The 22,896-nt window shown below is 72.7% G+C and carries 18 protein-coding genes; 8 read left to right on the top strand and 10 right to left on the bottom strand.

The genetic code is table 11. The features are described from left to right. Nucleotides 1-11 precede the first annotated feature (11 nt). The 4 genes from LNW72_RS30420 to LNW72_RS30405 all read right to left on the bottom strand — a co-directional run bounded on the left by LNW72_RS30420 (nucleotide 12) and on the right by LNW72_RS30405 (nucleotide 5,635). Nucleotides 12-1,478 (bottom strand): NCS2 family permease, encoded by a 1,467-nt coding sequence (locus tag LNW72_RS30420; RefSeq protein WP_250978280.1) that lies wholly within the window; start codon nucleotides 1,476-1,478, stop codon nucleotides 12-14. A 283-nt stretch (nucleotides 1,479-1,761) separates the two neighbouring features. Further along, entirely contained in the window at nucleotides 1,762-4,149 is a 2,388-nt protein-coding gene (locus LNW72_RS30415) for a molybdopterin cofactor-binding domain-containing protein (protein WP_250978279.1), read from the bottom strand. Nucleotides 4,150-4,151: 2 nt separating this feature from the next. After that, nucleotides 4,152-4,757, bottom strand: a complete 606-nt coding sequence (locus tag LNW72_RS30410) for a (2Fe-2S)-binding protein (protein WP_250978278.1) — start codon at nucleotides 4,755-4,757, stop codon at nucleotides 4,152-4,154. Continuing rightward, a complete protein-coding gene (locus LNW72_RS30405; protein WP_138358062.1) occupies nucleotides 4,748-5,635 on the bottom strand; it encodes a xanthine dehydrogenase family protein subunit M in 888 nt (295 codons plus the stop codon). Before LNW72_RS30405 ends, LNW72_RS30410 begins: the two co-directional genes overlap by 10 nt. A gap of 264 nt (nucleotides 5,636-5,899) precedes the next feature. Between LNW72_RS30405 and LNW72_RS30400 the strand changes: the two genes are divergently transcribed. Both LNW72_RS30400 and LNW72_RS30395 read left to right on the top strand, forming a co-directional pair. Then, the gene (locus tag LNW72_RS30400; RefSeq protein ID WP_250978277.1) at nucleotides 5,900-7,570 is read left to right on the top strand and encodes a PucR family transcriptional regulator; all 1,671 of its coding nucleotides are present in this window, start codon (nucleotides 5,900-5,902) and stop codon (nucleotides 7,568-7,570) included. A gap of 141 nt (nucleotides 7,571-7,711) precedes the next feature. Continuing rightward, the gene (locus tag LNW72_RS30395) at nucleotides 7,712-8,449 is read left to right on the top strand and encodes a hypothetical protein (RefSeq protein ID WP_250978276.1); all 738 of its coding nucleotides are present in this window, start codon (nucleotides 7,712-7,714) and stop codon (nucleotides 8,447-8,449) included. Nucleotides 8,450-8,467: 18 nt separating this feature from the next. Here the strand turns inward: LNW72_RS30395 and LNW72_RS30390 are convergent, their stop codons facing one another. Then, nucleotides 8,468-9,241, bottom strand: a complete 774-nt coding sequence (locus LNW72_RS30390) for a GntR family transcriptional regulator (RefSeq protein ID WP_250978275.1) — start codon at nucleotides 9,239-9,241, stop codon at nucleotides 8,468-8,470. A 118-nt stretch (nucleotides 9,242-9,359) separates the two neighbouring features. On the opposite strand from LNW72_RS30390, the gene LNW72_RS30385 reads away from it, so the two are divergent. Beyond that, a complete protein-coding gene (locus tag LNW72_RS30385; RefSeq protein WP_250978274.1) occupies nucleotides 9,360-10,184 on the top strand; it encodes a (2Fe-2S)-binding protein in 825 nt (274 codons plus the stop codon). Between the two features lie 133 nt (nucleotides 10,185-10,317). Next, nucleotides 10,318-11,409 carry a DUF2637 domain-containing protein gene (locus tag LNW72_RS30380; RefSeq protein ID WP_250978273.1) on the top strand — a complete coding sequence of 364 codons (1,092 nt, stop codon included), beginning with the start codon at nucleotides 10,318-10,320 and terminating at the stop codon, nucleotides 11,407-11,409. 23 nt (nucleotides 11,410-11,432) lie between these two features. On the opposite strand, the gene LNW72_RS30375 is transcribed toward LNW72_RS30380, so the two are convergent. Beyond that, nucleotides 11,433-11,915, bottom strand: coding sequence for an ATP-binding protein (locus LNW72_RS30375; protein ID WP_374117355.1), 483 nt, complete (start codon nucleotides 11,913-11,915; stop codon nucleotides 11,433-11,435). 182 nt (nucleotides 11,916-12,097) lie between these two features. Between LNW72_RS30375 and LNW72_RS30370 the strand changes: the two genes are divergently transcribed. Further along, nucleotides 12,098-15,205, top strand: coding sequence for a glycoside hydrolase family 38 C-terminal domain-containing protein (locus tag LNW72_RS30370; protein ID WP_250978272.1), 3,108 nt, complete (start codon nucleotides 12,098-12,100; stop codon nucleotides 15,203-15,205). A gap of 23 nt (nucleotides 15,206-15,228) precedes the next feature. Here the strand turns inward: LNW72_RS30370 and LNW72_RS30365 are convergent, their stop codons facing one another. Both LNW72_RS30365 and LNW72_RS30360 read right to left on the bottom strand, forming a co-directional pair. Further along, entirely contained in the window at nucleotides 15,229-16,971 is a 1,743-nt protein-coding gene (locus LNW72_RS30365; RefSeq protein WP_250978271.1) for a pyruvate dehydrogenase, read from the bottom strand. An 87-nt stretch (nucleotides 16,972-17,058) separates the two neighbouring features. Next, nucleotides 17,059-18,627, bottom strand: a complete 1,569-nt coding sequence (locus tag LNW72_RS30360; RefSeq protein WP_250978270.1) for a protein phosphatase 2C domain-containing protein — start codon at nucleotides 18,625-18,627, stop codon at nucleotides 17,059-17,061. Nucleotides 18,628-18,868: 241 nt separating this feature from the next. On the opposite strand from LNW72_RS30360, the gene LNW72_RS30355 reads away from it, so the two are divergent. The 3 genes from LNW72_RS30355 to LNW72_RS30345 all read left to right on the top strand — a co-directional run bounded on the left by LNW72_RS30355 (nucleotide 18,869) and on the right by LNW72_RS30345 (nucleotide 20,885). Next, nucleotides 18,869-19,852, top strand: a complete 984-nt coding sequence (locus LNW72_RS30355) for a LuxR family transcriptional regulator (protein WP_250978269.1) — start codon at nucleotides 18,869-18,871, stop codon at nucleotides 19,850-19,852. Nucleotides 19,853-19,906: 54 nt separating this feature from the next. Beyond that, nucleotides 19,907-20,389: a DUF456 domain-containing protein gene (locus LNW72_RS30350; RefSeq protein ID WP_250978268.1), complete on the top strand. Its 483-nt coding sequence runs from the start codon at nucleotides 19,907-19,909 to the stop codon at nucleotides 20,387-20,389. An 82-nt stretch (nucleotides 20,390-20,471) separates the two neighbouring features. Continuing rightward, nucleotides 20,472-20,885: a PPOX class F420-dependent oxidoreductase gene (locus LNW72_RS30345; protein WP_250978267.1), complete on the top strand. Its 414-nt coding sequence runs from the start codon at nucleotides 20,472-20,474 to the stop codon at nucleotides 20,883-20,885. Here the strand turns inward: LNW72_RS30345 and LNW72_RS30340 are convergent. After that, nucleotides 20,868-21,410, bottom strand: a complete 543-nt coding sequence (locus tag LNW72_RS30340; RefSeq protein ID WP_285369836.1) for a methylated-DNA--[protein]-cysteine S-methyltransferase — start codon at nucleotides 21,408-21,410, stop codon at nucleotides 20,868-20,870. The genes LNW72_RS30345 and LNW72_RS30340 overlap by 18 nt on opposite strands. Next, nucleotides 21,407-22,810: an AlkA N-terminal domain-containing protein gene (locus tag LNW72_RS30335; protein WP_250978266.1), complete on the bottom strand. Its 1,404-nt coding sequence runs from the start codon at nucleotides 22,808-22,810 to the stop codon at nucleotides 21,407-21,409. The genes LNW72_RS30340 and LNW72_RS30335 overlap by 4 nt, the downstream gene beginning before the upstream one ends. Nucleotides 22,811-22,896 lie beyond the last annotated feature (86 nt).

Genomic DNA, 22,896 nt, shown 5'->3' with positions numbered 1-22,896 from the left:
GAACAGCTCCTCTACTTGACGCCGAGCCAGCTCTCGATGGGGTGGAGAGCGAAGAAGACGAAGAACACCGCCGTGAGCACCCACATGAAGAGGCCGGGCTCACGCCACTTGCCCTGCGCCGCCTTGATGGCGGTGTAGGAGATGACGCCCGCGGCGACACCTGCGGTGATGGAGTACGTGAAGGGCATGAGGGCCACGGTCAGGAAGACCGGGACCGAGACCGAGCGGTCCGACCAGTCCACGTGCCGGGCGTTGCTCATCATCATCGCGCCGATGACGACCAGCGCCGCGGCCGCGACCTGGCCCGGGACGATCTGGGCCAGCGGGGTGAAGAACAGGCCGGCCGCGAAGAGCAGACCGGTGACGACGCTGGACAGACCCGTGCGGGCGCCCTCGCCGACTCCGGTGGCCGACTCGATGAAGACCGTCTGGCCGGAGGCGCCGGCGACGCCGCCGATCGCACCGCCCGCACCGTCGATGAACAGTGCCTTGCTGAGGCCGGGCATCCGGCCCTGCTCGTCGGCGAGCTTGGCCTCGGTGCCGACGCCGATGATGGTGGCCATCGCGTCGAAGAAGCCGGCCAGCACCAGGGTGAAGACGATGACGCCGACGGTCATGCCGCCGATGGAGCCCCAGCCGCCGAACTCGACGTGTCCGAAGAGTCCGAAGTCGGGCATGGAGACCGCGCTGCCGTGCAGCTTCGGGGCCGCACCGCCCCAGTCCTGGTCGGTCAGGCCGCCGACGGAGTTGACCACGACCGAGAGGATCGTGCCGACGACGATGCCGATCAGGATCGCGCCGGGGATGTTGCGGGCCTGCAGCATGAAGATCAGGAGCAGCGTGACGCAGAAGAGCAGGACCGGCCAGCCGGAGAGCTGTCCGCCGATGCCGAGGGTGACCGGGGCGGTGCCCTTCACGTCACCCTTGCCGACGAAGCCGGCGTTCACCAGGCCGATGAGGGCGATGAACATGCCGATGCCGATGGTGATGCCGTGCTTCAGGGCCAGCGGTATCGCGTTCATGACGATCTCGCGGAGCCCGGTCACCACCAGCAGCACGATGATGACGCCGTAGATCACGCACATGCCCATGGCCTGCGGCCACGTCATGTTGGGGGCCACCTGGGTGGCCAGTACACCGGAGACGCTCAGTCCCGCGGCGAGGGCGAGCGGAACCTTGCCGAGGAAGCCCATCAGCAGGGTGGAGACCGCCGCGGCGAGGGCCGTCGCGGTGATCAGTCCCGCATGGCTGAGCTTGTGCCCGCTGGCGTCCGGGCCGGAGAGCAGAAGGGGGTTGAGGAGCAGGATGTAGCACATCGCCATGAAGGTCGTGATGCCGCCGCGGACCTCGCGGGGGATCGTCGACTCTCTTTCGGAGATGTGGAAGTACCGGTCGAGCCAGGATCGGCCGGCCGGTGGGCGCGAGCCCGCGCCCGCGTCCTCCGCCGTGGTCTTCAGCTCTACAGGGGTTTGGGTCATGGTGCCGACTCCCAAGGTTCAATGGGACACCCGCACATGGTGTGCGGATTTTGGGATGCTGCTATGGCTGCACGACCCGGGGGACGGCCCGAGGCGAACGGGGTGGAGCGGGGTGGCCGGTGCGCGCGGCGGGAGCCGGGCACGGGCCGGAACGGCGTCCGGCCGGCGGCCGCGGGTGCGGCCGGTCCGGTCGGGGTGCCGTTGCCACGGAGGCCGGTTGGTGGCGCCTCGGTGGCCCCGGACGGGGCGGGGTTCGTCATTCCCCCACCCCGTCCGGAGGTCGTCACGTGCCGGTGAGGTGTTCGGGCCTGACCGGTACGCGCTTGAGTGCCAGACCGGTCGCGGCGCGGATGGCGGCGACGACGGCGGGCGTGGAGGAGAGGGTCGGGGCCTCACCGATGCCGCGGAGCCCGTACGGGGCGTGCTCGTCGGCGAGTTCCAGCACGTCGACCGGGATGGTCGGCGTGTCGAGGATGGTGGGGATCAGGTAGTCGGTGAAGGACGGGTTCCGTACCTTCGCGTTCTTGTCGACGATGATCTCTTCCATGACGGCCAGGCCGAGGCCCTGGGTGGTGCCGCCCTGGATCTGGCCGACGACCGACAGCGGGTTGAGCGCCTTGCCGACGTCCTGGGCCGCGGCCAGCTCGATGACCTTGACCAGGCCCAGCTCGGTGTCGACCTCGACGACCGCGCGGTGGGCGCAGAAGGAGTATTGGACGTGACCGTGGCCCTGCCCGGTGACCAGGTCGAACGCCTGGGTCGGACGGTGCCGCCACTCCAGCTCGAGATCGATGGTCTCGCCCTCGATGACGTCCACCAGATCGGCGAGCACCTCGCCGCCGTCGGTGACGACCTTGCCGCCCTCCAGGAGGAGTTCGGCGGTGGCCCACGCGGGGTGGTAGCTGCCGAACCTGGCGCGGCCGAGCTCCAGGACCTTCTCGCGGACGGCCTCGCAGGAGTTCTTCACCGCGCCGCCGGTCACATACGTCTGCCGGGAGGCGGACGTGGAGCCGGCGGAGCCGACCTGGGTGTCGGCGGGGTGGATCGTCACCTGCGCGACGCCGAGTTCGGTGCGGGCGATCTGGGCGTGCACGGTGACGCCGCCCTGGCCGACCTCGGCCATCGCGGTGTGCACCATGGCGACCGGTTCGCCGTTGATGACCTCCAGCCGCACACGGGCGGTGGAGTAGTCGTCGAAGCCCTCGGAGAAGCCGACGTTCTTGATGCCGACCGCGTAGCCGACCCCGCGCACGACACCTTCGCCGTGGGTGGTGTTCGACAGACCGCCGGGCAGCGCGCGGACATCGGTGCTCCGGCCGGCGGAGTCGCCGGCCAGCCACTGCTGCTCGGGCGGCATCGGCAGCGCCTTGACGCGGCGCAGCAGTTCGGCGACCGGGGCCGGGGAGTCGACCGGCTGGCCGGTCGGCATGATCGTGCCCTGGCTCATGGCGTTGAGCTGACGGAACTCGACCGCGTCCATGTCGAGCGCGGCGGCGAGCTTGTCCATCTGCGCCTCGTAGGCGAAGCACGCCTGGACCGCGCCGAAGCCGCGCATCGCGCCGCAGGGCGGGTTGTTGGTGTAGAGCGCGACGGCCTCGATCTCGACGTCGTCGATCACGTACGGGCCGACCGCCAGCGAGGAGGCGTTGCCGACGACGGCCGGGGAGGCCGAGGCGTAGGCGCCGCCGTCCAGCACGATCCGGCACTTCATGTGCGTGATCTTGCCTTCGCTGGTGACACCGTGCTCGTACCAGAGCTTCGCCGGGTGGCGGTGCACATGGCCGAAGAAGGACTCGAAACGGTTGTAGACGATCTTGACCGGCTTGCCGGTGCGGAGCGCCAGCAGGCACGCGTGGGCCTGCATCGACAGGTCCTCACGGCCGCCGAACGCGCCGCCGACGCCGGACAGCGTCATACGGATCTTGTCCTCGGGCAGACCGAGGACCGGGCCGAGCTGGCCGAGGTCCGAGTGCAGCCACTGGGTGGCGATGTACAGATCGACGCCGCCGTCCTCGGCGGGCACGGCCAGGCCGGACTCCGGGCCGAGGAAGGCCTGGTCCTGCATGCCGACCTCGTACTCACCGCTGATGACGATGTCGGCGCGCTGGGCGGCCTCGTTCGCGTCGCCGCGGATGATCGGCTGGCGGTGCACGATGTTCGGGTGCGTGACGTGGCCGGCGTGGTGGTCGTCGCGGTTCGGGTGCAGGATCGGCGCACCGTCCGCGAGCGCCGTCTCCTCGTCGATGACCAGCGGCAGCAGCTCGAACTCGACCTTGATCTTGGCGGCCGCGCGGCGCGCGGTCTCCGGGTGGTCGGCGGCGATGATCGCGATCGGCTCACCGTGGTAGCGCACGACGCCGTCGGCGAGGACCGGGGTGTCCTTGTACTCCAGCCCGTACTTGGTGAAGGCGGGCAGGTCGTCATGGGTCATGATCGCGTAGACGCCGGAGGTGGCGAGCGCCTCGCCGGTGTCGATCGACAGGATCTTCGCGTGGGCGTGCGGGCTGCGGAGCGTGAAGCCCCACAGCATGTCCTCGTGCCACATGTCCGAGGAGTAGGCGAACTCACCGGTGACCTTCAGGGTGCCGTCCGGGCGCAGCGTGGACTCGCCGAGGCCGCCCTTGGTCTTGCTGCCCTGGGTGATGTTCGTGGGATTACGGGTAACGCCCATGGTCAGACGCCCTCTCCGGCGGTGACGGACTCGCCGCGCGCTGCCGCGAGGCGGACCGCGTCGAGGATCTTCTCGTAGCCGGTGCAACGGCACAGGTTGCCCGAGAGCGCCTCGCGGATGTCCTGGTCGGACGGGGACGGGTTGCGCTCCAGCAGTTCGTCGGCGGCGACGAGGAGGCCGGGGGTGCAGAAACCGCACTGCACCGCGCCGGCGTCGATGAACGCCTCCTGGATCGGGGACAGGTCCCCGGACTCGGTGCTCTCACCGGTCTGCCCGTCGGCCGGCTTGGCGGCCCACTTCTGGGCCTCGCCGAGCGGGGTGCCGCAGGCGCCGGTCCCGCAGCGGCCGGCCGCGCGGTCCTTGGCGTAGTCCGCCAGGCCCTCCACGGTCACGACATCGCGGTCCTGGACCTGAGCGGCGGCCACCAGGCACGCACACACCGGCACACCGTCGAGGCGGACCGTGCAGGAGCCGCACTCGCCCTGCTCACAGGCGTTCTTCGAGCCCGGGAGTCCCATGCGCTCGCGGAGGACGTAGAGAAGGCTCTCGCCTTCCCAGACGTCGTCGGCCTCCTGCGGGCGGCCGTTGACATTGAAGGTCACGCGCATGACTGCGTCCTCTCGTTCCCACGGTACTCGTCCCAGGTCCAGCCGAGCGTGCGGCGGGCCATGACGCCCAGCGCGTGACGGCGGTACGAGGCGGTGCCGCGTACGTCGTCGATGGGGTTGGCGGCCCCGGAGACCAGCTCCGCGAACTGCCGTGCCACGGCCGGCGGGATGATCTTGCCGTTCTCCCAGAAACCGCCCTCTTCGAGCGCGGCGGTGAGGAAGTCCTCGGCGACGCGGGCCCGCAGCGGGGTGGGAGCGGCCGAGCCGATGCCGGTCTTGACCGTCCTGGTCTCGGGGTGCAGCGCCAGGCCGAACGCGCAGACCGCGATGACCATCGCGTTGCGGGTGCCGACCTTGGAGAACTGCTGCGGCCCGTCGGCCTTCTTGATGTGCACGGCGCGGATCAGTTCATCGGCGGCGAGCGAGTTCCGCTTCACGCCGGTGTAGAACTCCTCGACCGGGATCAGCCGGGTACCGCGGACGGAGACGGCCTCGACCTCGGCGCCCGCGGCCAGCAGGGCCGGGTGCGAGTCGCCGGCCGGGGAGGCGGCACCGAGGTTGCCGCCGACGCTGCCGCGGTTGCGGATCTGCGGGGAGCCGACGGTGTGGGCGGCGAGCGCCAGACCGGGCAGCTCGGTGCGCAGGTGCTCCATGATCCGGGTGTACGGGACCGAGGCGCCCAGGCGGACGGTCTCCTCGGTCACCTCCCACTCCTGCAGCTCACCGATCCGGTTCAGGTCCAGCATCACGTCGGGCCGGCGGTGGTCGAAATTGATCTCGACCATCACGTCGGTGCCGCCCGCGATGGGCACAGCTGTGGGGTGCTCGGCCTTTGCGGCGAGCGCCTCCTCCCAGCTTGCGGGGCGCAGGAAGTCCATGGGGGTTCTCTTCTCGAATCTCGAGCGGGGCTGTTCACGTGTTGTTAACGCTGCGTGGGGCCCAGTACACGGCCCACCACCCTTCCGGGTGCAGTCACTGAAAACATGAAGGACTTGGCTGGCCAGTACTCATGTCTTGTAGATTCCTATGAAAGGGCGCCGTCCGAAACCTCGCGGCATCGGACCGGCAACACCGATGGAACGAACCAGGCGCCACCCTGGTAGGGCTTTGACCAGGCAAGCGTTCGAGACAAGGCGACAACGATGCGGCTGCGCGCACTGCTGGACACCGATGTTCTAGGCCTGCGCCTGCTCGGTGGTGAGGACGAGCTGGATCGCACGGTCCGTGGCGTGATGACCACGGATCTCCGCGATCCGAGCCGTTATCTCACGGGCGGTGAGCTGGTGCTCACAGGACTCGCCTGGCGGCACGAAGCGGAGGACTCCGAGCGATTCGTACGAATCCTCGCCTCGGCCGGTGTAGCGGGACTCGCGGCGGGCGAGGCCGAGCTGGGCTCCATCCCCGACGATCTGGTGGCGGCCTGCTTCCGGCACCGGCTGCCGCTGTTCGCCGTGGACGAGAACGTCGCCTTCGCCTCGATCACCGAGCACGTGGTCCGGCAGGTCTCCACGGAGCGGGCCGGCGATCTGGCCGCGGTCGTGGACCGGCACCGGCGGCTGATGTCGTCGGGCCCCGCGGGCGGCGGCCCCGACGCCGTGCTGGATCTGCTCGGCACCGACCTGGACCTGCGCGCCTGGGTGCTGTCGGCCACCGGACGGCAGATCGCCGGTTCTGAGCATCCGCTGCCCACCGCGGTGCGCGCCGAGCTCGCCGGCGCCCATCTGGCCGCCATGCGCACCGCCCGGCCCTCCCCGCACCGCACGTCGCTCGCGTCCGGCGGCACCACCAGCACGTACTCGCTCTTCCCGATCCGCACCGGCGGCACCACCCCCGCGGCCGATGTCCGGGCCACCCTGCTCTCGGACTGGTTCCTCGCCGTCGACGCCGACGCCGGGGACTGGCCCGCGGAGCGGCTGGACCTGCTCCAGGGCGTCACCCAGCTGATCGCCGTCGAGCGGGACCGCCACGACGCCGCGCGCACCGTGCGCCGCCGGCTCGCGCACGAGGTGCTGGAACTGGTCCAGGCCGGCTCGCCGCCGGCCGAGATCGCCGCCCGACTGCGGGTCGCCGCGCCCGTCCTGGTCCCCGGGCTGGGCGCCGCGCCGCACTGGCAGGTCGTCGTCGCCCGGGTGGACTGGGCGGGCGGCGACGTGCCCGCGGGACCGGCCGCCCAGATGCTGCTGGAGGAGGCGCTGGTCGACCCGGCCGCCATCGGCCCCGACCCCACCGACCGCATCGCGGTGGCGCACGCGGGCGACGAGGCGATGGCCCTCGTACCGCTGCCGCCCGCCGACCCGTCCGACGGCGGCTTCACCGACGACTGGCGCGCCGACGGCCTGCTCGACACCCTGCGGGGCCCGCTCAGCCGGGGCCTGGCCGACGACGGACGGCTCACCATCGGCGTCAGCGCCACCGTGCACTCCGCCGAGGGACTGCGCGGCGCCCTGGAGGAGGCCCGGCATGCCCGCCGGGTCGCCGCCGCCCGCCCCGGGCGGGTCTGTGTGGCCGGGCACGAGGAGCTCGCCTCGCACGTCCTGCTGCTGCCCTTCGTGCCGGACGACGTCCGCCGCGCCTTCACCGCGCGGCTGCTCGATCCGCTGCGCGCCTACGACCGGCGGCACCGCGCCGAGCTCATCCCGACCCTCGAGGCGTTCCTGGAGTGCGACGGCTCCTGGACCCGCTGCGCAACCCGGCTGCATCTGCACGTGAACACTCTGCGGTACCGTATCGGCCGGATCGAGCAACTGACCGGGCGTGATCTCGCGCGTCTGGAAGACAAGTTGGACTTCTTCCTCGCGCTCCGCATGAGCTGACGCCGTACCGGCGGACCCTCGATCACTCGGATCAGGAGCAATTGATCACCGCCCTCTTGGCGCGGGCCCCTGCGGCATGCTGGACTTCGACCACTTGGCTCGACGATGCGCTTGGGGGGGTAGGTTGTGGCGGATACCGCCATGCCGGAATCTGTGGTGGGCACGCCCGATGTGTGGCGCCTCAGGGCCCGCGGCTGCTGGGCGGAGGCGGCGGCGATACTCGCCCCGTTCTGCGCCGACAGCCCGGACACGGCGCTGCGCCGTGCCGCACTGCTCGTCGAGGGGTGCATGTTCACCCTCGACGGCTGGTCCGAGGCGGAGGACGCGCTGCGCTCCGCCGAGGCGCTGGCCGGCAGTGACGAGGAGCGGGGCGCCGCCGCGTGCGAGCGCGGCCATCTCGCCTACGCCGCCACGCTCTTCTCCGTCCGTGACCGCGCCGACGAGGCCCGGGCCGCGTTCGGCCGCAGCGCGGCGCTGCTGAGCCAGGTGTCGCCGGGAAGGCCGCTGCTCGACTTCCGCCGGGGTCTGTTCGCCGAGAACGTCGCCCAGAACCCCACCGCCGCCCGCGCCGCCTACCGGCGCGCGCACGCGGGCGCCGTCGCCCACGGCGACGCGCTGCTGACCTCGTTCACCTGGCGCCATCTGGCCGGCCTCGCCGCCGCCGACGGTGACCTCGCCGAGGCCCACCGGGGCTTCACCGAGTCCCTCCGCATCCGCGTCGACATCGGCTACCTCGTGGGCACGGCCCCGGCCATGCTCGCCCTCGCCGAGGTGGAACCGGAACCCGCCGCGACGGCCCTGCGCGCCGAGGCCGCCCGCCTGCACGCCCTGCTGGGCGGAATCCCGGTCTGGCTCCCGCACCCGGCGGAGAGCGCCTGATCGGGGCCGGGCGCCCCGTCAGCCCCAGGCGGAGCCGGAGAAGTGCTCACGGACGAGTGATTCGACCGTGACCACGTCTCCGGCCACCAGCGCTTCCAGCAGCACGGCGTGCTCCGTCGCGTCGGCGAGCAGCTCCGCCGGGCGCGACGGAGTGCGGGACGGTCCGGAGACCGGCCACTGGGAGCGCCGGTGCAGCTCGTCCGCGACGGCGACCAGCTGGTGGTTGCCGGAGAGTTCGAGCATCGCGCGGTGGAAGACCCGGTCGGAGTCCGCGTAGGCGGCCCGGTCGCCGCGGGCGGCCGCGGCGACGGTGGCGGCGGCGAGCGGGCGCAGCGCCTCCCACCGCTCGGGGGCGATGGTGCGGGCGAGGCCGAGGACGACGGGGACCTCGATCAGCGCCCGGACCTCCGCCAGTTCCGCGAGGTCGCGCGCACTGCGTTCCGCGACCCGGAATCCGCGGTTGGGCATGGCCTCGACGGCGCCCTCCCGGGCGAGCAGTTGCATGGCCTCGCGGACCGGCGTGGCCGATACGCCGTAGCGCTCGGCGAGCGAGGGCGCCGAGTAGACGGCGCCGGGCCGCAGTTCACCGCTGACCAGCGCGCTGCGCAGCGCGTTCAGCACCTGGTCGCGGACCGAGTAGCGCTCGGGCAGCCGCCGCTCGGCGGGGACGGTGTCACCGGCCGGTGCGGCGAATGCCGCGGCATGCGGGTGAGTTCCGCGGACCTGTCCGGGGCGGCGGGGCGGCGGGACGGACGGGGTTCCCGCAGGGCGCGCGGCGGCGGTGTCGTTCACCGGGTCCTTCCCTCTTGGACGGCACCACTCGTGTGGCGTAGTGCCGTTAGGTTAAACCCCCACCCCATCGGATAAGGTAAGCCTTACCTCCCTTGGAACCCTTTCTGGACGGTCCGCCATGCTCGCCATGCCTGTCACCGCGCCCGCCTACGCCCGCCTCACCGGGGCGTATCCCTCGCTGCGCGTGACCGAGGAAGCGCCCCGCAGCGGGGACGGCTGGGTGCGCGCCGACGAGCTGGCGGCGGGCGGAGCGGCCCTGGACACCTTCCTGGTCTGGGACGAGCAGCAGGTGCTGCGCGACCACGGGAAGCGCGCCCGCCCCGATGTGATCGCCGGCTTCGGCCTGCACCGCTACGCCTGGCCGGCCTGCCTGCTCTTCACCGTCCCGTGGTTCCTGCACCGCAGGGTCCCGTGGCTGCCGGTGTCCGATGTGTCGTTCCACCGCACCCAGGGCCGGCTGACGGTCCGCACCCACGACTTCAGCTGCCTGCCGGACGACCCGGCCGCCGTTCTCCCCGGAGCCCGCGTCGTGCCCTCCGAGGAGGCGCTGCGCCTGGAACTGCGCTCCGCGCTCGCCGAGCACCTCGGACCGCTGCTGGACGGCTTCCAGTCCCGGCTGAGGCGGGGCAGGCGCGCCCTGTGGGGGATGGCGACCGACGAGGTCACCGAGGGCCTGTGGCGGGTCGGACATCTGCTCGGCGAGGGCGAGCGGGCGATGTCCGAGCTGACGGCCCTGCTGCCCGGCACCAGCGCCCCGTACACCGGCGGCGCGGGCTTCCGCGAACTGCGCGCACCACGGCCGCTGCCGGACCGCGTGCCGTCCGGCACCCGGGACCGGGTCACCTGCTGCCTGTTCTACACGGTGCGCCCCACGGAGACCTGCGGCACCTGCCCGCGTACCTGCGACGCCGATCGGATCGAACGCCTGGCCGCCGCCAGCTGACCTGTTCGACCTTTCCATCCATAGGCGTGTTATTCCGGCGAAACCTCTTCACGTCCGTGCGCCGTTCGCCAAGATGGCGCCCGTAAGCCGTCCCGCGGCCCGAGCGCGACGGAAGCGACGCTAGGAATCGCACATGAGACTTACCGACATATCGCTGGACTGGACGCTCTCGGGGGCCGTGGGCCTGGCGGTCCTCGCGGCCTCGGCGGTCGCGCTGCGCAACCGCCGTGCGCGCGGCGGCGACGAGAACGTACCCGGCAGCGATTCATGGGAGCGCAGCGAGGAACGCCGGCGCCGCAAGGAAGCGGTCTACGGAAGCGCGTCGTACGTCCTGCTCTTCTGCTGTGCGGCGGTCGCCGCGGCGCTCTCCTTCCACGGACTGGTCGGCTTCGGCCGGCAGAACCTCAACCTCGACGGCGGCTGGGAGTACCTGGTCCCGTTCGGCCTCGACGGCGCGGCGATGTTCTGCTCGGTGCTCGCGGTGCGCGAGGCCAGCCACGGCGACGCGGCGCTGGGCTCCCGGATGCTGGTGTGGATGTTCGCGGGCGCCGCGGCCTGGTTCAACTGGGTGCACGCGCCACGCGGTATCGAGCACGCCGGTGCCCCGCAGTTCTTCGCCGGGATGTCCCTGTCGGCGGCGGTGCTGTTCGACCGGGCGCTCAAGCAGACCCGCCGGGCCGCGCTGCGCGAACAGGGCCTGGTACCGCGTCCGCTGCCGCAGATCCGGATGGTCCGCTGGATGCGGGCCCCGCTGGAGACCTACGGCGCCTGGTCGCTGATGCTGCTGGAGAACGTGCGCTCGCTCGACGAGGCGGTGGAGGAGGTCCGCGAGGACCGCAAGCAGAAGGAAGTGAACGACGTCCGCCGCCGCGACCACGACCGGCTGGAGCGGGCCCGGGTCAGGGCGCTCAACCGGCAGCACCGCGGCTGGAGCCGGGACCGGGGCGACCGTCGCCCGGAACTGCCCGGCGGAGGTTCCGGCGGCGGAGGTCAGGGCGGCACCACGGAGCCCGTCATAACCGCCGGGACGGCCGAACTGCCGGTGCGCCCGCGTCCCGCCTTCCAGCCGGAGCGCTCGGAGCGGTCCGGGCTGCCCGCACCGGCACCGGTGCCGGAGGAGAAGCCGCTCACCGTCGACCTCACGGCCGAGGACGACACGCTGACGATCCCCCGGCTGGATTCACTGGAGCGCAAACTCCAGGACCTGGAACGGCAGTTCGGCTGATCGTCGGGAGCACCGTCGTCACGTCAGGCGGTGTCGACGTCCAGCTCGAACCAGACGACCTTCCCGGTGCCCAGTGAGCGCACGCCCCAGGAATCGGCGAGCGCCTGCACGAGCAGCAGCCCGCGGCCCGACGTGGCGTTCTCGCCCGGTGTGTGCAGCCGGGGGCGCCTGGCCGCGTGGTCGTGCACCTCGACGCGCAGCCGGTGCACCGGCCCGCCGGAGAGCGTCGCGGTGAGCACCGCTCCCTCGTCGGTGTGCTGGAGCGCGTTGGTGACCAGTTCGCTGGCCAGCAGTTCGGCGATGTCGACCAGTCCCGGCACACCCCAGTGCCGCAGCTGCTCGCGCAGCAGCCTGCGCGCCTCGGCTATCGCCGAGAGATCCGCGTGGCGCAGGGCGTGCCGCAGTTCCCGCACCTCGACGGTGCCTCGTGGTCCGTGGCCGCATTCTTCCTTCGGCTGACGCTCCATCGCTCCGCTCCGGCCGCCGCCCTCATCCCCGTCGAACATCCTGTCGGGATGCATGCCCACCGCGGGGCCATCCAGTCATGGGCCCGGGCTCCTCCGGGGGCACGGCGGAGCCGCCCACGACCGGCCGGACGGGCGCTTGTTGCGGACGCTGGGGGAACGGGTAACCCCTCGCATGAGCCGATTCCGCCGGGGATTGACCCCCGAACCCCTCAGGAGCCGTGATGCACGACGACCGGCAGTTGGTCGAAGGACGTCTGGACCGGGCGCTCTCCCAGTTCATCAGGCCCGCCCAGTACGCCGCCCGGGTGCCGCTGACCCTGTCCGTGTGGCAGGTGGCCGGTGAACCGGTGCCGGTGGAACAGGCGCTGCGGGGGGTCTTCGAACCCTTCGCGCCCGGCACGGAATGGGGCACTCCGTGGTCGACCAGCTGGTTCCGGCTGGAGGGCGCCGTGCCACAGAACTGGGTCGGGCAGCGCGTCGAGGTGGTCATCGACCCCGGATTCACCGGCGAGGGGCCGGGGTTCCAATGCGAGGGGCTGGTCCACGACGCCGCCGGGGTGCCGGTGAAGGGCATCCACCCGATGAACCGCCATGTCCCGGTGACCGCTTCGGCGCTGGGCGGCGAGCCGGTGCACCTGCTGCTGGAGGCGGCCGCCAACCCGGCCGTGCTGCAGCACTTCGCCCCCACCCTGCTCGGTGACGTGCTGACCGCCGGGGACCGGCCGCTGTACCGTTTCGCCTCGGCCGACCTGGCGGTCCTCGACGAGCAGGTCTGGCATCTGCTGCTGGACATCGAGGTGCTGTCCGAGCTGATGGGCGAGCTGGCCCCGCACGAGCCGCGCCGGCACGAGATCCTGCGCGCGCTGGAGAACATGCTGGACGCCCTGGACCTGCACGATGTGCGCGGCACCGCGCGCGCCGCCCGCGCCGAGCTGGTCGAGGCGCTGTCCCGGCCCGCGCACGCCAGCGCCCACCGGATCTCCGCCGCCGGGCACGCCCACATCGACTCGGCCTGGCTGTGGCCGCTGCGCGAGACCGTCCGCAAGGCGTCCCGGACGTTCGCCAACGTCACCGCGCTCGCCCAGGACTACCCCGAGCTGGTCTTCGCCTGCTCGCAGGCTCAGCAGTACGCCTGGGTCAAGGAGCACCAGCCGCACATCTGGCAGCGCGTGCAGCGGGCCGTACGCGACGGGTCCTGGGCGCCCGTCGGGTCGATGTGGGTCGAGTCGGACGCCAACATGCCCGGCGGCGAGGCGCTGGCCCGGCAGCTCGTGCACGGCAAGCGGTTCTTCCTCGACGAGCTGGGGGTGGAGACCGAGGAGATCTGGCTGCCCGACTCCTTCGGCTACACGGCCGCCTTCCCGCAGCTGGCGGAGCTGGCCGGGGTCCGCTGGTTCCTCACCCAGAAGCTGTCGTGGAACCAGTCCAACAAGATGCCGCACCACACGTTCTGGTGGGAGGGCATCGACGGGACGCGGGTGTTCACCCACTTCCCGCCGGTCGACACCTACAACTCGCACTTCGCGGGCCACGAACTCGCCCGCGCGGTACGGAACTTCGCCGAGAAGGGCCGCGCCACCCGCTCCCTGGTGCCGTTCGGCTGGGGGGACGGCGGCGGCGGTCCGACCCGCGAGATGATGGAGAAGGCCCGCAGGCTGCGGTCGCTGGAGGGCTCACCGCGGGTCGACATCGAGAAGCCGGCCGCCTTCTTCGCGGTGGCGGAAAGCGAGTACGCGCGGGAGGCGCCGGTCTGGTCCGGCGAGATGTACCTGGAGCTGCACCGGGCCACGTACACCACCCAGGCGAAGACCAAGCAGGGCAACCGGCGCAGTGAGCACCTGCTGCGGGAGGCCGAGCTCTGGGCCACCACCGCGGCGCTGCGCGACCCCGCGTACGGCTATCCGTACGACGACCTGGACCGGATCTGGAAGACGGTGCTGCTGCACCAGTTCCACGACATCCTGCCGGGCAGCTCGATCGCCTGGGTGCACCGCGAGGCCCGCGACACCTATGAGCGGGTGCGCGAGGAGCTGACGGGGATCACCGCCGCAGCCGTCCGGTCGCTGGGCGGTGGCGCCGCCGCCGTCCTCAACGCCGCACCGTACGGCCGGGACGAGGTGGTCGAGGCCGACGCCGCAGGGCTGCCGGACGGCATCGGCGCCCAGTGGCTGGCGGACGGCCGGGCGGCGGTCGCCGTCCGGGTGCCCGCGCTGGGCTCCGCGCCGCTGGCCGGCACCGACCCCGGGCACCCCCCGGTCTCGGTCACCGTCAGCGGCGGCACGCACATCCTCGACAACGGTCTGCTGCGGGTGGTCGTCGACGCGGACGGGCTGCTGGCCTCCGTGACCGACCTGCGGGCCGGCGGACGCGAGGTGCTGGCGCCCGGCACCCGCGGCAACCTGCTGCAGCTGCACCCCGACCACCCCAACAAATGGGACGCCTGGGACATCGACCGGCACTACCGGCGGCGGCGCACCGATCTGACGGCCGCCGAGTCGGTCGCGGCGACCGCCACCGGCCCGCTGCTCGCGGTGGTGCGCACCGTACGGGCCTTCGGCGCCTCCCGGGTGCGGCAGGACATCCGGCTGCGCGCGGGCAGCGCGCGGCTGGACTTCGTCACCGAGGTGGACTGGCACGAGTCCGAGAAGGTGCTCAAGGCCGCTTTCCCGGTCGATGTGCACGCCGACCGCAGCGCGTCCGAGATCCAGTTCGGCCATGTCTTCCGCCCGACGCACACCAACACCAGCTGGGACGCGGCTCGTTTCGAGATCTGCGCGCACCGCTGGCTGCGGGTCGCGGAGCCCGGCTACGGCGTCGCGGTGCTCAACGACTCGACGTACGGCCATGACGTGACCCGCACCGTGCACGCCGGACGGACCGGGACCACCGTCCGGCTGACCCTGCTGCGCGCGCCGCACAGCCCCGACCCGGAGACCGACCAGGGCACGCACCGGTTCACCTACGCGCTGCTGCCGGGTGCCGGGACCGGCGACGCGGTGGCCGAGGGGCTGGCGCTGAACCTGCCGCTGCGGATCGCCGGGGCTCCGGCGTCGCCGTCACTGGTGTCCGCCGGTCACCCGTCGATCACCGTCGAGGCGGTGAAGCTCGCCGACGACCGCTCGGGCGATGTGGTGGTGCGGCTCTACGAGTCGCGCGGCGGCCGCGCTGCCGGCACCCTCTCGACGGCGTTCCCGGTCGCCGACGCGACGGTGACGGATCTGCTGGAGCGTCCGCTGCGGGCCGCGGAGCGGGCCGGGGGCGGCGGCGTCGCGCTGGAGCTGCGGCCGTTCCAGATCCTGACGCTGCGGCTGCGGCCGGCGCGTTCCTGAGCAACCACCGCAAGGGGCCGGGGTCAGGGCCGCGGCACGTTCCGCAGGTTGGAGCGCGCCATCTGCAGCATCCTGCCGACCCCGCCGTCGAGCACGGTCCTGCTCATCGACAGCGCGAAGCCGCCGATCTGCTCACCGGTGATCTTCGGCGGGATGGACAGCGCGTTCGGATCGGTGACCACGTCCACCAGCGCCGGCCCCTTGTGCCTGAACGCGCCGCGCAGCGCGTCCCGCAGCTCCTTCGGCTTCTCCACCCGGACCCCGTAGGCCCCGCACGCCCGCGCGACCGCCGCGAAGTCCGGGTTGTGGTTGGTCGTTCCGGACGCCGGCAGTCCCGCCACCAGCATCTCCAGCTCGACCATGCCCAGCGAGGAGTTGTTGAACAGCACGATCTTCACCGGCAGATCGTGCTGCACCAGGGTCAGGAAGTCGCCCATCAGCATCGCGAACCCGCCGTCGCCGGACATCGCGACGACCTGGCGGCGGCGGTCCAGGAACTGGGCGCCGATCGCCTGCGGCATCGCGTTGGCCATCGAGCCGTGGGTGAACGAGCCGATCACCCGGCGCCGGCCGTTCGGGGTCAGGTAGCGGGCCGCCCAGACGTTGCACATGCCGGTGTCGACGGTGAAGACCGCGTCGTCGGCGGCCTCCTCGTCCAGGACCGAGGCCACGTACTCGGGGTGGATCGGGACGTGCTTCTCGGCCTTGCGGGTGTACGCCTTGACGACGCCTTCCAGGGCGTCGCTGTGCTTCTTCAGCATCCGGTCGAGGAACTTGCGCTGCGTCTTGACCCGCACCTTGGGCGTCAGACAGCTCAGCGTCTCGCGCACATCGCCCCACACCGCCAGATCCAGCTTGGAGCGGCGGCCGAGGTGTTCCGGGCGGACGTCCACCTGGACGATCTTCACGTCGTCGGGCAGGAAGGCGTTGTACGGGAAGTCCGTGCCGAGCAGGATCAGCAGGTCGCACTCGTGCATCGCCTCGTACGCGGCGCCGTAGCCGAGCAGTCCGCTCATGCCCACGTCGTACGGGTTGTCGAACTGGATCCACTCCTTGCCGCGCAGGGCGTGGCCCACCGGTGCCTTCACCCGCTCGGCGAACGCCATCACCTCGTCGTGCGCGCCGGCCGTGCCGCTGCCGCAGAACAGCGTCACCTTGTCCGCGGCGTCCACCATCCGGGCGAGCGCGTCGAGCTCGGCGTCACCGGGCCGCACCGAGGGCCGGCGGGTGACGAGCGCGTGCTCGATGCTGCGCTGCGGGGCGGGCTGCGCAGCGATGTCGCCGGGGAGGCTGATGACGGAGACGCCGCCGCGGCCGATCGCGTGCTGGATCGCGGTCTGCAGCACCCGGGGCATCTGCTGCGGGTTGGAGATCAGCTCGCTGTAGTGGCTGCACTCCTTGAACATCTGGTCCGGGTGGGTCTCCTGGAAGTAGCCGGTGCCGATCTCGCTGCTGGGGATCTGCGCCGCCAGCGCCAGCACCGGGGCCATCGACCGGTGCGCGTCGAACAGGCCGTTGAGCAGATGGACGTTGCCGGGGCCGCAGGAACCGGCGCAGGCCGTCAGCTTCCCGGAGATCTGCGCCTCCGCGCCCGCGGCGAAGGCCGCCACCTCCTCGTGGCGCACATGCACCCATTCGATGGCCGCGTTGCGCCGGATCGCGTCGACGACGGGGTTGAGGCTGTCGCCGACGACGCCGTACATCCGCTCCACCCCGGCGCGCACCAGGACGTCGACGAACTGCTCGGCCACGGTCTGCTTCGCCATCGGGCGCACCAATCGCTCGTCGCGGGGACTTCGCTCCATCTCCCCACGACGAGGACGGGTCCGCCACTCAGGCGCCCGCGGGCGCGTTCAGGCGTCCCAGACGCCGACGGCGGTCCGGTCGTCGGCGTAGCCCTTGACGCGGGTCTGCGCCTCGGCCAGGAACGCGGTGAGACCGGGCGGGCGGCCGCTGCCCCACTGGTGGGCCAGCCGGGCGGCGAGGGCCGGCTCGCCGCGCAGCGGTTCGGCGAGGCCGCCGCTGCACAGCAGCAGCGCGTCGCCGGGGTGCGCGACGGAGGCCCGGAACCGGAAGCGCTCGCCGGGCTCCGGCTCCTTCCCGACCGGGTCCAGGTCCTGCCAGCTGCCGTCCCGGATCCGGAACAGCCCCCCGTCCCCGACCCCGAAGAACAGCCGGATGCGGCAGGACGGGTCCACCGGCAGCAGCAGGCAGCGCAGCGAGGCCGTGTACTGGCCCTCCTCCAGGCCGAGATCCTCGCCGCGGGCGCGCAGCCGCCCGTAGCAGCGGTCGGTGAGCCGGTGCAGCCCCGACTTGAGCGAGCCGCGGCGGGCGGCGCGGATGTCCTCGGACAGCCGCAGCTGGCTCCGGCCGACCGCGCCGGCGATCCACCGGCAGGCGTCCTGCGCGGCCCGGGGCGCGTCATCGGCGGCCCGCGCGCCACTGGCGACCGCCAGCAGCAGGAGGCCGTCGTCGCCGCTGCCGAAACGTGCCGTCAGCAGCGCGTCCCGGCGGGGCTGGCCCCGGTACCGCGCCGAATCCCCGCGCACGGAGGCGGTCCGCAGCGTCAGGACGCCGTACTGCGCCCCGTCCAGCACCGTGTCGGGTACGAGGCTGTCGAGCTCGTCCGGGTGCGCCACCGGCCAGGCCGTCGGCTCCGCGGCGTACGTCGGGGGCCCGTCTCCCACGAACGGCGGCGCCGTCTCGACGGCCGGCTCCGCCGCCGCCCACCCGGGCGGCAGGTCCGGCGCCGGACCGGGATCAGGATCGCTCCACGTCACCGGGCCTTCGCCGAAGGCGGTCGGCGCCGGTGCCTCGTAGGGCTGTTGGTACGCCTGCCGCGGTTCCCCGTAGGGCTGCTGGTACGACTGCGGCCCCCACGCCTCGCCCGCGGTGGGGATCACCCCGCCGCGCGGCGGCCGGTCCGCCGGGGCCGGCTGCGGGGTCAGCTGCGGGGCCGTCTGCTGGGACGGGACGGTCGGCGATGGCGATGGCGATGGCGGTGCGGGCGGTGCGGGTGCCACAGGCGGTGCCTGCGCTGGTGCGGCCTGGGCGGCGGTCTGGCCGGTCCGGCGGAGCCGGAGGGTGTCCGGCGGGCCGGGGTCGCCGTGCTCGGGCGCGTCCTGGTCGTACGGGCTCCGGTCGTACGGGCCCGGTGCGTACGGATCCCGGGCGGGCGGCACCCCGTCGGCGGACGGCTCGTCCCGAACAGGCGGATCGTCCCGAACAGGTGGATCGTCCCGGACAGCCGGTTCGTCCCGGACGGTCGGTTCGTCCGGAGCGCCCACGGCGGACAGGGCCGAGGCGTAGTGGTCGTCGACCGTTTCGGCCGACTCCTGTGGATCGCCCGGCTCCGGGCTCCCGTACAACTGGCGCCACCACTCGTCCTCTTGACGAGGGTGCGTCTCCCCCTGCTGGCTCATGCCCTTATTGTCCACCGCGAAGGGCCTTCGGAAACGGTGGATGTCATACCTGACGCGGGTCCGTCGGCCGGCCCTCCCCCCACGGTGGGGTCGGCCGACGGCGCTCGAGCGAAACGACCCAAGTCGTGCCAAGTCATGCCCGCATCGCCGCCACACTGGCAGAGCAGGGGGGTGAGCAGGGAAGATGTCCGCGGCGGGAAACCGCCGTGGCTCATTCCCGCCACCTTGGGGAGGGGGCGCCGTGCTCGGTGCCATAGGACTCGACGACGTCCAGGAGTCCGCTTACCGCGCGTTGATCGGGCTCGGTGCCGCCGAGATATCCGATCTCGCGCAGCGCCTCGGCACGTCCGAGGAGGATGCGGCCCGCACACTGCGGCGGCTGGAGGGGCACGGGCTGGTGGCCCAGTCCTCGGCCCGGCCGGGCCGCTGGGTGGCCGCACCACCGGGCGTCGCGCTGGCCGCGCTGCTCACCCAGCAGCGGCATGAACTCGAACAGGCGGAGCTCGCGGCGGCCGTGCTCGCCTCGGAGTTCCGGGCCGAGGCCACCGAACCCGCCGTCCACGACCTGCTGGAAGTGGTGACCGGCGCGAACGCCGTCGCCCAGCGCTTCCTGCAACTGCAGCTCGGCGCGGAGAAGGAGGTCTGCGCCCTGGTCACCGGCACCCCCGTGGCGGTGACCGGCATGGACAACAGCGCCGAGGAGCAGGCCGCCGAACGCGGTGTCGCCTACCGCGTGGTGATCGAACGCGAGATCCTCACCAGCGCGAACGGCATCACCGAGCTCTCCGCCGCGATGAACCGCAACGAGCAGGTACGGGTGATCGACCGGGTCCCGACGAAGCTGGTGGTGGCCGACGCGTCGCTCGCCATGGTGCCGCTGACCCGCCGCACCGGACAGCCCGCCGCGCTGGTCGTGCACGCCAGCGGGCTGCTCGAATCCCTGATGGGGCTCTTCGAGGGGGTGTGGCGCACCGCGATGCCGCTGCGCCTGAACGGCCCCGGCGTCGACGAGGTGCCACTGGACGCGCCCGACTTCGTCGATCTGCAGATCCTCTCGCTGCTCCTCGCCGGGCTCACCGACGCCAGCGTCGCCAAGCAGCTCGATCTCGGGCTGCGCACCGTACAGCGCCGGGTCAAGCACCTCATGGAGATCGCCGGGGTCACCACCCGGCTCCAGCTCGGCTGGCACGCCTACGAGCGCGGCTGGGTCGCCCGGCACGGGTGACCACCCGGCCGATATCCGGGGGCGGGCGCGGCGACTATCCGGCAGGGTGAGCCCATGGGGACACCACAGCTGTGCCTGATCGGCGTCGTGATGCTGCTCGGCCTGCTCGGCGTGCTGGTCCCCGGTGTGCCCGGGTCGCTGCTGTGCTGGGGCGCCGTCCTGTGGTGGGCGACCAATCTGCACACGCCGCTGACCTGGGGGGTCCTCGCCGCCGCCACCGGTCTGCTGGCGCTCAACCAGGTGGTCCAGTGGCTGCTGCCGGCCCGCCGTATCCGCGATTCGGAACTCACCTGGCGCAATGTCTTCGCCGCCGGTTGCACCGCCATCGCCGGGTTCTTCGTCCTCCCGGTGATCGGCGCGCCCATCGGCTTCGTGGCGTACATCTACGCCGTGGAACGCGTCCGGCTCGGGTCGCACGGCGGCGCCTGGACCGCCACCCGCACCGCCATGCGCGCCATCGGCCGCTCCGTCCTCGCCGAGCTCTTCGCCTGCCTCCTGGTGGCGGGCGCCTGGCTCGGCGCCGTCGTCTTCGGCTGACGGCCGGGTTCATGGGCCAGGGGCCCAGGCCCTAGGTCCAAGAGCTGATGCACCGGCGTCACCCCGGTGTGAGGCTGGCCGTATGACGATTTTCAGTGCGGACGAGCGGGCGTATCTGGACGAGCAGAAGCTGGGCCGGCTGGCGACGGTGGACGGGAAGGGGCAGCCGCAGGCGAACGCGGTGGGGTTCGTGGTGCGGGACGACGGCTCGATCGACATCGGCGGTTATGCCATGGGGACGACGAAGAAGTGGCGGAACATCGCGGGGAATCCGCTGGTGTCGCTGATCGTCGACGACATCGTCACCCAGCATCCGTGGGCGGTGCGCGGCATCGAGATCCGGGGGGACGCGGAGCAGCTGACCGGGGCGCACGATCTGGGCGCCTACCTCAGCCCGGAGGTGATCCGGATCCGGCCGCGCCGGGTGATCACCTGGGGCATCGGGGGCGGGGAGCCCGGGATGCACGGGCGGACGGTGTCAGAGGACGCCCTCTAGCGCGAGCAGGGTCCGCTTGCGCTCCAGACCGCCGGAGTAGCCGGTGAGACTGCCGTCCGCGCCGATCACGCGGTGGCAGGGGCGGACGACGAGCAGCGGGTTGGCGCCGACCGCGCCGCCGATGGCACGTACCGCGCCGGGCGATCCGGCGGCTTCGGCGAGCCCGCGGTAGCTGACGGTCGCACCGTACGGAACGGTGTCGAGGGCGTTCCACACCCGGAGCCGGAAGTCGGATCCGGCGGGGGTGAGCGGGAGGTCGAACGTCCGGCGCTCGCCCGCGAAGTACTCCTCGAGCTGGCGCTCGGCCTCGGCGAACGCGGTGGGCTCACGGCGCCAGCCGGGCAGGACGGTGCCGCCGCCGCGCTGGCCGGGGACGGAGAGCGAGGTGAGGGCGGTGCCGTCGCCGGTGAGGAGCAGTTCCCCGAGGGGGCTGTCGACGGTGGTGTACAGGGTCACCTGGCCGGTCGCGGGGGTCGCGGAGGCTGCGGGCGGTACGGGCGCTACGGGGCTTACGGGGTTGGTCATGTGGTCGTCATCTCCATTCGGGGGCGGGCGCGGTGGCCCGCGGCCCGGAGGTGGTGCAGGGCGTAGCTCCGCCACGGGCGCCACGCGTCGCTGAGCGGTGGTTCGTTGGGCAGCGCGACATCGGGGTCGCCGAGGGCGCGGAGCCGGATGTATCCGGCCGTCCACGCGTCGACACCCGGCAGGGCCAGCAGTGCGCGGCCCGCCTCGTCGCGGTCGGCGCCCGGGTCGAGGCGCAGGGTGCCGGCGGCGAGCGCGGTGGTCAGCGGGCGCAGGGCGGGTTCGTCGATGCGGGCGGGTTCGGGGAAGAGGTGGGTGAGTCCGCCGTCGGGGGCGGGGAGCGGATCGCCGCAGGCCGTGACGAGCTCCCCGGCGGCGGCCGGGTCGGCGAGTACCGCGCGCACGGCGAGCTCGTCGGGGTCGGCGGCGCCCGGTGAGCGCAGCCCCGGCCGGGCGGCGACCAGCGGTCCGAGGAGCGGGTCACCGCCCAGCGAGTCCGCGACGGCGTACGGGTCGGCGTCCAGGTCGAACAGCCGGCGTACCCGCTGGACGGCGGTGGTCAGGTCCCGCAGGTCGGCGAGGCGGAGCCGGCAGTCGAGCCAGCCGGCCCGGCGGCGCTCGTCCACCTCGGCCACGCCGGGGCCGTGCGGCAGCCGCAGCGTCCGCCGGTAGGTGCGCCGGCCGGGCGGTCCGGTGATCTCCTCGATCCCCGGCACCAGGTCCGTGTGCAGGAAGTCGAAGACCCCCCGCGCGTCGTAGGGACCGCGGTAGGCGAGCCGCAGGGGCACCCCGGAGGCCGAGCCGGGCTCCGCCGCCCGCCCGGTGGTGGCGGGGACGGTGCCGGCCCGCGCGGCGGCGCGCAGCTCGCTCGGGGTGCGGGCGTAGATCTCGCGGATGGTGTCGTTGAACTGGCGGACGCTGGCGAAACCGGCGGCGAACGCCGTGTCGGTGACGGACAGGGTGGTGGTCTGGAGCAGGACCCGTGCGGCCAGCGCGCGCTGTGCGCGGGCCAGCGCCACCGGGCCCGCGCCGACCTCGGCGGTGAGCTGGCGGTGGACTTGGCGGGAGCTGTAGCCGAGCCGGTCGGCCAGGCCCGCCACGCCCTCGCGGTCGACCACGCCGTCGCCGATCAGCCGCATGGCGCGGCCCACGACGTCGGCGCGGACGTTCCACTCCGGGGAGCCGGGCACCGCGTCCGGCCGGCAGCGCCGGCAGGCGCGGAAGCCACCGCTCTGGGCGGCGGCGGCCGTGGGGTAGTAGCGCACGTTCCGCTGCTTGGGCGTCACCGCCGGGCAGCTGGGGCGGCAGTAGATGCCGGTCGTCGCGACCGCGAAGAAGAAGACGCCGTCGAAACGGGCATCGCGGCCGCGTACCGCCGCATATCCGGTCTCTTCGTCAATCATGTTCCCCAGTCTGCGGCATCGGGCGGCCGTCGACTGGCGGAAATCGGACAGGGAGATCAGTGGGAGATCAGCGAAGAGCGGCAACC

The organism is Streptomyces sp. RKAG293, assembly GCF_023701745.1.
GTDB lineage: Bacteria > Actinomycetota > Actinomycetes > Streptomycetales > Streptomycetaceae > Actinacidiphila.
Note: the sequence above shows the minus strand (reverse complement) of the source record. Positions and strands in the feature narration are given on the sequence as shown.